The following is an 11,506-nucleotide window of genomic DNA, read 5'->3' as shown; positions in this document are numbered from 1 at the left end:
CACGCAGCTTGGTCTGCATGCCGCCGCGACCCAACGCACCACCGGTGCCGCCCGCCACTGCATCCAGCGCAGGATCATCGGCGCGCGCCTCATAGATAAGCTTGGCGTCCGGATTGTTACGCGGATCCGCATCGAACATACCGTCACGGTCGGTCAGGATTACCAGCAGGTCAGCCTCGACCAGGTTGGCCACCAGCGCCGCCAACGTGTCGTTGTCACCAAAACGGATTTCGTCCGTGACCACAGTGTCGTTTTCGTTGATCACCGGGATCACACCCAACTCAACCAGGGCGCGCAAGGTGCTGCGGGCGTTCAGGTAGCGCTTGCGATCAGACAGATCGTCATGGGTCAGCAGAATTTGCGCCGTGTGCCGCGAATGCTCGGCAAAGCTCGACTCCCACGCCTGCACCAAGCCCATCTGGCCAATCGCAGCGGCCGCCTGCAGCTCGTGCATTGCACTGGGTCGGACCGTCCAGCCCAAGCGGCTCATGCCGGCCGCCACTGCGCCCGAAGACACCAGCACCAACTCTACGCCCGCCTCATGCAAGGCCACCATCTGCTCGACCCACACGCCCATCGCGGCGCGATCCAGGCCCTTGCCATCTGCTGTCAGCAATGCGCTGCCGATTTTCACGACCCAACGCTGCGCACCTGTCACCTTGCTCCGCATCATCATCCAACCTATGCCTGAGAGCAGCGCGACCGAGCGCCACCCATGGATTTATTCTTGATTACAGTTTCACAGATACCAAAACGCCGCTCAATTGAGCGGCGCTGTAGTTTACTGCAACGAATCAGTCGCGGACGTAAATGATTTCTGGACCATCTTCGTCATCAACATCTTCTTCGTCCCAGTCATCATCACCCATGTCATGGACGCTCTTCACGCCGCTGCGACGCAGGGCACGCTTGTCATCCAGGGCTTGAAGCTGCGCACGCGCTTCGTCTTCGATGCGCTGATCAAGATCGGCCAGCTCTTCCTTGTACACCGGATCATTGGCCAGACGGTCAGCACGGTCTTCAAGATAGCGCATGATGTCGTGGCACAACTTGTCGGTACCGATTTTGGCAATCGCCGAAATCACGTACACAGGGCCGGTCCACTCCAGACGATCAACCACTTCTTTAACGCGCGCATCGTGCTCGTCTTCCGGCAGCGAGTCGCACTTGTTCAGCACCAACCAACGATCACGCTCGGCCAGCGACGGGCTGAACTTGATCAGTTCGTTAACGATCACTTCAGCGGTATCAGCCGCGCTGTCAGTGCCTTCAACCGGCGCCATGTCGACGAGGTGCAGCAACAGACGGGTACGCGCCAAGTGCTTGAGGAAGCGAATCCCCAGGCCCGCGCCATCCGAAGCACCTTCGATCAAGCCCGGAATGTCGGCAATCACAAAGCTCTTCCAGCGATCAACGCTCACTACACCCAGGTTTGGCACCAGAGTGGTGAACGGGTAATCAGCCACTTTTGGCTTGGCCGCAGACACCGAACGAATAAAGGTACTTTTGCCCGCATTCGGCAAGCCCAGCAGACCGACGTCAGCCAGTACTTTCAATTCCAGCTTGAGGTCACGCTGCTCACCCGGCTTACCCGGTGTGGTCTGGCGTGGCGCACGGTTGGTACTGGATTTGAAACGGGTGTTGCCCAGGCCGTGCCAGCCGCCGTGCACAACCAGCAAACGCTGACCCGGAACCGTCAGGTCACCAATGATTTCCTGGGTGCCAGCGTCAATGACGGTAGTGCCCACCGGCACACGCAGTACCAGGTCTTCGCCCTTGCGGCCAGTGCAATCGGTGCTGCCACCGTTAGAGCCACGCTGCGCGTCAAAGTGACGGGTGTAGCGGTAGTCAACCAGGGTGTTCAGGTTCTCGTCAGCGACCATGTAGATCGAGCCGCCGTCACCACCATCACCACCGTTAGGACCACCATTTTCGATGAACTTCTCACGACGGAAACTCATGCAACCGTTACCACCGTCGCCTGCTTTTACTTTGATCGATACTTCATCTACAAACTTCATAACAAAACACGCCTCTCGTCATCAGGACGAGCCGATAAAAACCAAGACATAAGACTCTTGCAAAAATGAGCGCAGCGACCCAATCAACAGCCGTTAAATCCAGCGCCTAAGCCCATACAAACAGTTTTGCAAGAGACTCACCCCACAAACGAAAAAGCCCCGTCGCAAGACAGGGCTCTTCCAGCTACCAAGCTATTACGCTGCGACGACTTCAGTCTTCGGAACGATGCTTACGTAGCGGCGACCGAAGGCGCCTTTAACCTGGAACTTGATCACGCCTTCCACTTTCGCGAACAGGGTGTGATCTTTGCCCATACCAACGCCGTAGCCAGCGTGGAATTGGGTGCCGCGCTGACGCACGATGATGTTGCCCGGAACGATAGCCTGGCCGCCATACATCTTCACGCCAAGGCGTTTGGCTTCTGAGTCGCGACCGTTACGGGTACTACCACCAGCTTTTTTGTGTGCCATGAGTCAATTCTCCTAGTGAGGAATTAGGCTGAAATTAAGCCTGAATACCGGTGATTTTGATCTCGGTGTACCACTGGCGGTGGCCCATACGCTTCATGTGGTGCTTACGACGACGGAACTTGATGATGCGTACTTTATCGTGACGACCTTGGGAGATCACTTCAGCAACAACAGTGGCGCCAGCAACAACTGGAGCGCCGATATTTACGTCGTCGCCATTGGCGACCAACAGAACGCGATCAAAAGTGACGGATTCGCCAGTAGCGACTTCCAGTTTCTCGATCTTCAGGTATTCACCCGGTGCTACTTTGTATTGCTTGCCACCAGTAACGATTACTGCGTACGACATGGTATTTCTCCGATAATCCTGCTCACCCAGCGCTTTATAGGTAAAGGTATTGGCTGGCATGGCTGCATGGGGCTGGAACGGCCCAAGTGCAATTGCGTAAGGCAGGTGCTGCCCAGGAAGTTCAGGGTGCGCGATTGTACGCAAGGCACGCGGGTGTTGCAAGGGGCCGTCCATCGCGCCTTGACAGGCCCAGCCCCCCGACCTAGCATGCCGCGCAACCCTTCTGGAGCACCTGTCGCTGATGCAACCCCAAGCTTTCTACCGCGCGGTGGCGGACGATTTTAGCGCCGTCGACGGCATCATCAAGAAGCAGCTGACTTCACGCGTACCGCTGGTCTCAAAAATTGGCGACTACATCACTTCGGCCGGCGGCAAACGCCTTCGTCCTTTATTAGTGTTGTTGTGCGGCAAGGCCCTGGGCCGTGAAGGCGATGACCTGCGCTTGCTGGCTGCCACCATTGAGTTCCTGCACACCGCGACCCTGCTGCATGACGACGTGGTCGACATGTCCGGCATGCGCCGTGGCCGCAAGACCGCCAACGCCACCTGGGGCAACGCCCCGAGCGTGCTGGTGGGCGACTTCCTGTACTCGCGCTCCTTCGAAATGATGGTCGAGCTGGGCTCGATGCCGGTGATGAAGATTCTTTCACAAGCCACCCGCATCATTGCCGAAGGCGAAGTGTTGCAGCTGTCCAAGGTCCGCGACGCCAGCACCACCGAAGAAACCTACATGGAAGTCATCCGCGGTAAGACCGCCATGCTCTTTGAAGCATCGACCCACAGCGCCGCCGCGCTGGCCGGTGCAACCCCTGAGCAACGCGAAGCCTTGCGCACGTTTGGCGACCACTTGGGCGTGGCTTTCCAGCTGGTCGACGATCTGCTCGACTACCGTGGTGACGCCGAAACCCTGGGCAAAAACGTCGGTGATGACCTGGCAGAGGGCAAACCGACCTTGCCGCTGATCTACACCATGCGTGAAGGCACGCCCGAGCAGGCTGCTCTGGTGCGTACGGCCATTCAAAAAGGCGGCATTGAAGACCTCGAAAGCATTCGTGCTGCCGTGGAAGCCTCGGGCTCGCTGGAATACACCGCACAATTGGCTCGCGACTTCGTTGCCCGCGCCATTGCCTGCCTTGAAGCCCTGCCGCCAAGCGAATACCGCGATGCGCTGGTTGAGCTGAGTGAGTTTGCGGTAGCCCGCACGCACTGATGGCGATCAAAGCAGCACTACGCGCAGGCGTGGTGCTGCTGCTTTTTCAACGACCCAAGATCAAAAGATCGCGAGACAAGCTCGCTCCTACCGCCCCATCGGCACGTACCACCCCTTGTAGCAGTTGACGAGCCTGCGAGGCTACGTCCGGCTGCGCAGCAGTCGTAAAACCATCCAACCAAGATCAAAAGATCGCGAGACAAGCTCGCTCCTACCGGTAAAAAACCTGTAGCCCCCCATCGGCACAAAAACCCTATATAATGCGCGCCTTTTAGCCATCCTGACTTTTAAGGAGCTTTAGTGAGCACGTTGCCACCCTGCCCAAAATGCAATTCCGAATACACCTACGAAGACGGCGCACAGCTGATCTGCCCGGAATGCGCCCATGAGTGGTCCGCCAACGGCGATGCTGACGAAGCCAGCGATGTAAAAGTCTACAAAGACTCCGCAGGCACAGTGCTGAACGACGGCGACACCATCACCGTGATCAAGGACCTGAAAATCAAGGGCACGTCCCTGGTGGTCAAAGTGGGCACCAAGGTTAAAAACATCCGCCTGTGCGATGGCGACCACGATATCGACTGCAAAATCGACGGCATCGGCCCGATGAAGCTCAAGTCCGAGTTCGTGCGCAAAGTCTGATCCTGTGGCTGACCTTCCTGCGCCTGCGCAGGAAGGGGTCATTCCCCGCAACACTCTCCCCGCCCTACCCTAAAGCCAGCTACGTTGACCCACGGCAGTTTTTACAAAGAAAAAAAAGAAATCCGCCAATAGGCACTTGCTATTAACTGAATAAGAATTATTCTCATTGTCATTCATCTAGGAGATGACAACGATGACTTATTTAATTGATGCATGGCTGGACCGCCCACACCCTTACCTGCGAATCCTGCACCGGGAAACCGGCGAAGTCTGCGCGGTACTGGAAGAAGAAGCGCTGAATGAACTGCAAGACCAGGGTGACCTGGACTTCAACGGCCTCAACTCAAGCGAGCCGCTGGTGCTCAAAGAGCTGGTGCGTAACCTGTTCCTGTTTTGCTATGCCCGGGCATTGCGCCCCATCGGCACCGCAGTCCATCACGAACACCACGCCAAAATAGAACTATGACCGCACAATGCTAAACGGCCCTGTAGGAACGAGCTTGCCTCGCGATCTTTTTAAAAGATCACAAACTCGCTCCTACAGCTAGCTATAGCACTGTGTTCTTACAGAACGTCCAGCAGCTCAACGTCGAATACCAGGACGCTGTGCGGAGCAATGCTGCCAACGCCTTGCGCGCCGTAAGCCAGTTCGCTCGGCACGTAGATGCGCCATTTGCTGCCGACGTTCATCAGTTGCAGGGCTTCGGTCCAGCCAGCGATCACGCCGCCAACCGGGAACTCAGCAGGCTGGCCGCGCTCGTAAGAGCTGTCGAACACAGTGCCGTCGATCAGGGTGCCGTGGTAGTGAACACGTACGGTGTCTTCGCGGGTTGGCTTGGCGCCTTCGCCAGCGGTCACAACTTCAAATTGCAGACCGGAAGCCAGCGTGGTGATGCCGTCTTTCTTGGCGTTTTCAGCCAGGAAAGCCTTGCCTTCGCCTGCTGCCGCTTCTGCCTTGGCAGCCGCTTCAGCTTGCATGATCTCGCGGATCACTTTGAAGCTGGCCGACATTTCTTCCTGGCCAACACGGCTTTCTTTGCCCGCGAAAGCGTCGGTCAGGCCCGCCAGGATGGCGTCCAGGCTAACGCCCGGTGGCGGGTTGTCGCGCAGTTGGTCACCCAACTGACGGCCAATGCCGTAGCTAACGCGCGTTTCGTCGGTCGACAGATTTACTTCGGACATAACACTGCTCCGCTATAGAGCGACTCAAAAAAGCCGTTTTTCAACCGCTTTCTCCCAGCCGCCCAAAACCAAAAAAGGGCGAGCAGACTACCACAGCCCCCAAAGCCTTCGCAGCCCGGGTTCGTGTGCTGCCCGTCACGACAACCGCATCAGTGCTTGGTCAGCTTGTCGAGGTAGCCCATGGCGAACGCCGACACCACAAACGTCATGTGGATAATCACGTACCACATCAGGTATTGGGTTTCGATGTTGCGCGCATCCATGAACACCCGCAGCAGGTGGATCGAGGAGATGGCCACAATCGACGCTGCGACTTTCATCTTCAGCGAGGTAGAGTCCATCGTGCCTAGCCAGCTAAGCTTCTCTTTGTTGGTGTCGATGTCCAGTTGCGAGACGAAGTTCTCGTAGCCCGAGATCATCACCATCACCAACAGGCCGCCCACCAGCGCCATGTCGATCAGCGACAGAATGACCAGGATCAAGTCCGATTCAGTTAGCGCGAACACGTTTGGGATAACGTGAAACACTTCCTGGAAGAATTTCAACGCCAACGCCAGTAAACCCAGGGATAACCCGAAGTAAATCGGCGCCAAAATCCAGCGTGAGGCGTACATTGCATTTTCGATAAAGCGTTCCATTGAATCTCGCAGGCTGTAAAAAAAATGGGCGCGAGTATATCAGCCACAAATGGGCAGAGATAAAGCGGTAGACACAGTCAGTAAAAACATTTTCTGCTAGTGTCGACCTCATCAGCATCGTTTACGGACAGGAAAACTGAACAATGTATCTGCGATTCCCCTTGGTCTGTCTCGGGCTTTCCACCGCTTTGCTCATGACGGGCGGCTGCTCGCCTGGCGATAAACACCCGCAGGCCAGCCTGGAAGAAAGAACCGCAGCGTTCGAAAAGAGCCTCGATGCCATCAAGGACCCGCAGCTTAAAGACGCCGTGGCCGACCTCGGCGGCTCATTGCTGCTGCTGGAACGCGCCCGCATCAAGCTGGACGGCAAACCGGTCGAAACCGAATATGGCACCGATGAACTCGCGCAACTCAAGCACTACCCCAACAGCCAGGCCCTGAGCGACACCTACATCAACGGCATGTTTGTGGTGCGCAAAAACTCCAGTTCCGACTACCTGACCGACCTGGAGCCGATCTTCCCGTTCAGCCAGAACAACGAATCCGATTTCCCGTTCCCGCATGCGCTGGAATGGCAGTCCGTGACGCTGAGCAACAAGCAAGTGGTGCCGTTCCAGGCGGAATGGTCAGAAACCGATTCAGGGATCCAGCTCAGCCCCTCCAGCGCCAACCTGAGCAACCCTGACGACCTGACCGTCACCTACCCCTACATCGACGGCGTCGAAACCTCGAACATCCAGCAGCCTCAGCCCGTCACACTGCATGGCGAAGCCGAAGTCATCGCCCCCGGTAAAGTGGTCAACCTCACCCTCACCAGCAAAGACGTGGGTAAAACCCGCACTGAGGGCAACATCAGCGTCACCCTGCTGGCACTGGGTAAAAACTTTGCGGAAGTCGACATCAACAACAGCGCCCCGCTCGCCGAAGCCGTACGCGATACCGAACTCAACCCGCTGATCATCCAGGCCCGCGACGCGACCGGGCAGTACCTGGCCCGCGCTGGCTCCATCGACGAAAACGCCGAACAACTGGCGTTCTATCAACAGCAACTGGCCGAAATGCTCAAGCAAACGGCCTGGAGCGATGAGTTCAGCAAAAAGCTCGACGACGAACAAAAAGCCTTTGATAGCCAACACCCGCATCACTACAGCAAGGTGTATTTCAACGGTCCGATTGAAAACGTCGACATCAGCGTGCTCGACTTCTCGACCGCCAACGTCACCCGCAAGACCCTCGACCTGCCCGTGGTGCGGCTCGACAAAAACGTTGTAGGCAAAGACATCCAGGCGCTGCCGCTGTCGGTGGTGGTGTATGACGACCAAGCCGTCAACTACCTCAAAGACGCCACCCTGGACCCCGAGCAACTGAAAAAAAGCGTGGTCATCAGCCAGTCGGTCGATGACGCCAGCGCCGCCACCCTGGAGTTCAGCCACCCGCCGACCTTCAATGACGAACTGCTGGGCGAACTGCCTGACTCGGCCGACACCCCGGTAACCTTCTTTGCTGAAGACCAGAACGGCAAACGCGGCGAACCGCTGGAACTGCCGGCTGAAGCCTTCGACGCCGACCCAAAAACCGGTGTCATCACCTACGACCTCAACCTGTTCCCGGAAACCCCGGCCTACGCCATCGGCTCAATGCCGCTGTATGTGGCCGATATTGCCAAACACGCCCTGGACGTCGCTCACCTGCCCAAAGGGCTGGAGCTAAAAGGCAACGCGCTGGTGGTCGATCAGGCGCTGTTCCCGTCCGATGCCTGGCGCTTTTACGCCAAGGACGATACCGGCAACTACCTCAAGGAAGTCCTGGCTGTTAGCCACAGCGAAGAACCCAATGGCCCGGCCATCTTCGACGTGCATTACTTCTACGGCCACCCGACCCAGATCGAGAGCTACGCACGCACCGCTCTGGAGCCTGTGGAGTACGGCTTTGAGGCCAAGCTGGAGAAAGTCCCCGAGGTCACGCCACCGCGCTGACAGACGCCTCAGCGCGAAGCCGGGCGGCGCTCACCATTGATCTGACGCAACTGGGCCTGCACATGCAGGCACCAGATTTGCGGCGTATCGGCTAACCGATAGCCGTGCAGCGTCAGGCTTTCAACAATGGATTGCAGAATGGTTTCGGCCACAAACGGGCCGCGAAACGGGCCTTGGGATTTGATCGTGGTTGGCTGCTCGCCCGACAAACCTGCCGCGAACAGCAAGGCCCACAGGCCGGTATTGCCTGCCAAAGGGCGAATACTGCACTCAATGCGGGTTTCCAGCCCCAGACATTGGCGGGTAAGGCAAAGGTTGCGCGACATGGCGGCGCCCCTCGTAGAGCCTGCTTCAGACGACACTTACCTGAGCATAGAAGCAAAAACCCGCCCGCAGAGGGCGCCAAGACCAACGGCTTAACACCTGCCCGCAACGGCTCTTGTAGCCGCTGACGAGGAACGAAGGCTGCGATGCGGGCCGCAGGACCGCCGTCTGACGGTCGTTTGGCACATCTCGCAGCCTCATGCTTGGGCAGCGACTACAGACGCCATGGGATCAAGCCGGCTTTTTCGCCGCCAGGGCTTCGGCCAGCAGTTCTTTCTCGGCTTCCTTGAGGTCGTCGTCGTTGACCATTTCGGCAATCACCCGCAAACGCTCAACCACCCGGGCGTTGACGCTGCCTTCCGGGAACTGGCCTTCTTCATCCGGCTCACCGGCAGGCTCGCCCACCAGGAGGCTCAAGGCTTCGTCCGCCTGACGCACGGCGTACACGTGGAACTTGCCTTCACGCACCGCCTTGAGCACCTTCTCATCGAGCATCAAGGTCGCGACGTTGGCTTGCGGAATGATCGCCCCCTGCTCCCCGGTCAGGCCGCGGGCTTCGCAGAGCCGGAAGAAGCCTTCGATCTTCTCGTTCACCCCGCCAACCGCCTGCACTTCACCAAACTGGTTGATCGAACCGGTGATCGCAAAGCACTGCTTGAGCGGCGTTTTGGAGAGTGCCGAAATCAACGTGCAGGCTTCACCCAGCGAAGCGCTGTCGCCATCGACGTAGCCGTACGACTGTTCCAGGGCAATGCTCGCCGAAATCGCCAGCGGGAACTCCTGGGCATAGCGGCTGCCCAGGTAGCCGGTCAAAATCATCACCCCTTTGGAGTGAATCGGCTGCCCGAGGTTAACCTCGCGCTCAATGTCGACAATGCCGCTGCCCCCCGGATACACCGTGGCCGAAATCCGCGCCGGCACACCGAATGCCGAGTCACCGACTTCCAGCACGGTCAGCCCGTTGCACTTGCCCACCGCCGCACCGTCGGTGTCGATCAGAATGATCCCCGCCAGCATGTCGTCCAGAATGCGCGCCGACACGCGCCCGGTCCGGGTCGCTTTGGCTTTGAGCGCACGCTCGATGTGGCCCGCATCGGTCATTTCATCGTTGGCCAGATGGCGGATAAAGTCCGCTTCGCTGACCAGTTGGAACAGGTCGCCAATACGCGCCGACAAGCGCCCCTGATGCTCGGCCAGACGCGCGCTGTAGGTCGCCAGACGCGCCACCGCGCCTGCCGTCAGCGGCGCCATGCCTTCTTCGGACGTGCGCGTGGTGAGCAACTGGGCGAACTGCTCCAGGCTTTCATCGACCATCGGGATGTCTTCATCGAAGTCCACCAACACCCGGAACATCTCCTGGAAGTCCGGGTCCAGGTCTTGCAGCGTGTAGTACAGCTGGCGGGCACCGATGATGATGACCTTGACCTGCAGCGGGATCACCTGCGGGCTCAGGGTCACGGTGGCCATGCGCCCCAGTTCGCCCAGCGGCGATTCCATTTTCAATTTGCGCGACTGCAACGCACGCTTCAGCGCATCCCAGACAAACGGCTCGCTGAGCATCTTCTCGGCTTCAAGGATCAAAAAGCCGCCGTTGGCACGGTGCAAGGCACCCGGACGCAACTGCCGGTAGGTGGTGTACAGGGCGCCTTGGTCGGTGCTGTATTCGATGCGGCCAAAGAGGTTGTCGTAGGTCGGATGCGGCTCGAACACCACCGGCGCGCCGCCGCTCATCGGCTGGCCCACCACCAGGCTCGGCAGGTACTGTTCTTCCAGCAGCTTGCGCGCCTGGGCGTCAGTTTTGCTGTCGTCGACCAGTTGCTCCACCACCGTTTTGAGCAGGTACACCTGCATGGCCTGCAAGTAGCCGCACACCGCGCCATTTTCGGCGTACTTCTGCGATAACGGCGACAACAGGGGCTGCAAGGCCAGGGTGATGGTTTCTTCGTTCAGTTGGCGCAGCTGGTTGTTCGACTCACGTTTCCACTGCGGCAGGCTCGCCAGCTCCTCATTGAGGCGCTCTTCAAGCCCGGCAATGTCCTCGTGAAAACGCTCACGCTCTTCTTCGGGCAACTGCGAAAACTCGGCCTCGTCCAGCGCCTTGCCGTCACTCATCGGGGTGAAGGCCACGTTGCTGCTGTCGCGGTACAGGGCCACGCCCTTTTCCAGCGCCAGGCGCTCGATCACATCCAGCGCACGGTCGTAGCGCTGGTTGAAACCACGGTCGATGGCGCTTTTGCGCTGCTGGTAGGTCGGGTGTTCAAACACCGCCGGGAACGTCGCCAGCAGGTTGTCGATCAGCCCGTTAACGTCCGCGATAAAAGCACCCGCCGTGCTCGCGGGTAGCTCCAGCGCGCGCGGTTCACGGGGCTCATCAAAGTTATTGACGTACACCCAGTCGCTGGGCGACTTGAGGCGCTTGCCTTCAGCCTTGAGGTAGCGCTTCACAAACGAGAAGCGCCCCGTACCCGGCTCGCCCATCACAAATACGTTGTACCCCGGACGTGGCATGGCCACACCAAACTGCAAGGCTTCGACCGCGCGCTCCTGGCCGAGAATGCCGCGAAAGGGTTCTAAATCATTGGTGGTCGAGAAGCTGAACTGTTCAGCGGAAAAAGGACGGGTTAGCGCGTCAGGCGCTAGACGCAGGCTGGCAGCAACAGAATCAGGCATCGGGCTTCCTTACATCAGGCAGG

At 58.5% G+C, this 11,506-nt stretch carries 12 protein-coding genes; 4 read left to right on the top strand and 8 right to left on the bottom strand.

The window, feature by feature from the left end:
• From proB to rplU, 4 genes are all read right to left on the bottom strand, one after another.
• On the bottom strand, window positions 1–670 hold a 670-nt coding region (gene proB, locus GHO41_RS16710), incomplete at its 3' end, for a glutamate 5-kinase (protein ID WP_153434163.1).
• A gap of 124 nt (window positions 671–794) precedes the next feature.
• On the bottom strand, window positions 795–2,021 hold the full coding sequence (gene cgtA / locus GHO41_RS16705; protein ID WP_048388086.1) for an Obg family GTPase CgtA: 1,227 nt from the start codon (window positions 2,019–2,021) through the stop codon (window positions 795–797).
• A gap of 195 nt (window positions 2,022–2,216) precedes the next feature.
• Window positions 2,217–2,492, bottom strand: coding sequence for a 50S ribosomal protein L27 (gene rpmA, locus GHO41_RS16700; protein WP_047273595.1), 276 nt, complete (start codon window positions 2,490–2,492; stop codon window positions 2,217–2,219).
• Window positions 2,493–2,526: 34 nt separating this feature from the next.
• On the bottom strand, window positions 2,527–2,841 hold the full coding sequence (gene rplU / locus GHO41_RS16695) for a 50S ribosomal protein L21 (RefSeq protein ID WP_007950961.1): 315 nt from the start codon (window positions 2,839–2,841) through the stop codon (window positions 2,527–2,529).
• 241 nt (window positions 2,842–3,082) lie between these two features.
• On the opposite strand from rplU, the gene GHO41_RS16690 reads away from it, so the two are divergent.
• The 3 genes from GHO41_RS16690 (at window position 3,083) to GHO41_RS16680 (ending at window position 5,159) form a co-directional block, all read left to right on the top strand.
• Entirely contained in the window at window positions 3,083–4,051 is a 969-nt protein-coding gene (locus GHO41_RS16690; RefSeq protein ID WP_048388088.1) for a polyprenyl synthetase family protein, read from the top strand.
• A 300-nt stretch (window positions 4,052–4,351) separates the two neighbouring features.
• On the top strand, window positions 4,352–4,693 hold the full coding sequence (locus GHO41_RS16685; protein WP_048367396.1) for a zinc ribbon domain-containing protein YjdM: 342 nt from the start codon (window positions 4,352–4,354) through the stop codon (window positions 4,691–4,693).
• Between the two features lie 193 nt (window positions 4,694–4,886).
• Entirely contained in the window at window positions 4,887–5,159 is a 273-nt protein-coding gene (locus GHO41_RS16680; protein ID WP_153326866.1) for a hypothetical protein, read from the top strand.
• Window positions 5,160–5,257: 98 nt separating this feature from the next.
• On the opposite strand, the gene GHO41_RS16675 is transcribed toward GHO41_RS16680, so the two are convergent.
• Both GHO41_RS16675 and GHO41_RS16670 read right to left on the bottom strand, forming a co-directional pair.
• A complete protein-coding gene (locus tag GHO41_RS16675; protein WP_153434162.1) occupies window positions 5,258–5,875 on the bottom strand; it encodes an FKBP-type peptidyl-prolyl cis-trans isomerase in 618 nt (205 codons plus the stop codon).
• 149 nt (window positions 5,876–6,024) lie between these two features.
• Window positions 6,025–6,513, bottom strand: coding sequence for a TIGR00645 family protein (locus GHO41_RS16670; protein WP_048367403.1), 489 nt, complete (start codon window positions 6,511–6,513; stop codon window positions 6,025–6,027).
• A gap of 143 nt (window positions 6,514–6,656) precedes the next feature.
• Between GHO41_RS16670 and GHO41_RS16665 the strand changes: the two genes are divergently transcribed.
• Window positions 6,657–8,489 (top strand): hypothetical protein, encoded by a 1,833-nt coding sequence (locus GHO41_RS16665; RefSeq protein ID WP_153434161.1) that lies wholly within the window; start codon window positions 6,657–6,659, stop codon window positions 8,487–8,489.
• A gap of 8 nt (window positions 8,490–8,497) precedes the next feature.
• On the opposite strand, the gene GHO41_RS16660 is transcribed toward GHO41_RS16665, so the two are convergent.
• Window positions 8,498–8,815 (bottom strand): hypothetical protein, encoded by a 318-nt coding sequence (locus GHO41_RS16660; protein ID WP_048367407.1) that lies wholly within the window; start codon window positions 8,813–8,815, stop codon window positions 8,498–8,500.
• Window positions 8,816–9,044: 229 nt separating this feature from the next.
• Window positions 9,045–11,483, bottom strand: coding sequence for a Lon protease family protein (locus GHO41_RS16655; RefSeq protein WP_153326870.1), 2,439 nt, complete (start codon window positions 11,481–11,483; stop codon window positions 9,045–9,047).
• Window positions 11,484–11,506: the final 23 nt, after the last annotated feature.

Origin of the sequence: Pseudomonas sp. FSL R10-0399, from assembly GCF_009600165.1 — a bacterium.
Lineage (GTDB): Bacteria > Pseudomonadota > Gammaproteobacteria > Pseudomonadales > Pseudomonadaceae > Aquipseudomonas > Aquipseudomonas helleri.
Note: the sequence above shows the minus strand (reverse complement) of the source record. Positions and strands in the feature narration are given on the sequence as shown.

What these genes read in the sequence shown, in the direction of transcription:
- cgtA (WP_048388086.1), bottom strand. Translation starts at nt 2,021, where the DNA reads ATGAAGTTTGTAGATGAAGTATCGATCAAAGTAAAAGCAGGCGACGGT.
- rpmA (WP_047273595.1), bottom strand. Translation starts at nt 2,492, where the DNA reads ATGGCACACAAAAAAGCTGGTGGTAGTACCCGTAACGGTCGCGACTCA.
- rplU (WP_007950961.1), bottom strand. Translation starts at nt 2,841, where the DNA reads ATGTCGTACGCAGTAATCGTTACTGGTGGCAAGCAATACAAAGTAGCA.
- GHO41_RS16690 (WP_048388088.1), top strand. Translation starts at nt 3,083, where the DNA reads ATGCAACCCCAAGCTTTCTACCGCGCGGTGGCGGACGATTTTAGCGCC.
- GHO41_RS16680 (WP_153326866.1), top strand. Translation starts at nt 4,887, where the DNA reads ATGACTTATTTAATTGATGCATGGCTGGACCGCCCACACCCTTACCTG.
- GHO41_RS16675 (WP_153434162.1), bottom strand. Translation starts at nt 5,875, where the DNA reads ATGTCCGAAGTAAATCTGTCGACCGACGAAACGCGCGTTAGCTACGGC.
- GHO41_RS16670 (WP_048367403.1), bottom strand. Translation starts at nt 6,513, where the DNA reads ATGGAACGCTTTATCGAAAATGCAATGTACGCCTCACGCTGGATTTTG.
- GHO41_RS16665 (WP_153434161.1), top strand. Translation starts at nt 6,657, where the DNA reads ATGTATCTGCGATTCCCCTTGGTCTGTCTCGGGCTTTCCACCGCTTTG.
- GHO41_RS16660 (WP_048367407.1), bottom strand. Translation starts at nt 8,815, where the DNA reads ATGTCGCGCAACCTTTGCCTTACCCGCCAATGTCTGGGGCTGGAAACC.
- GHO41_RS16655 (WP_153326870.1), bottom strand. Translation starts at nt 11,483, where the DNA reads ATGCCTGATTCTGTTGCTGCCAGCCTGCGTCTAGCGCCTGACGCGCTA.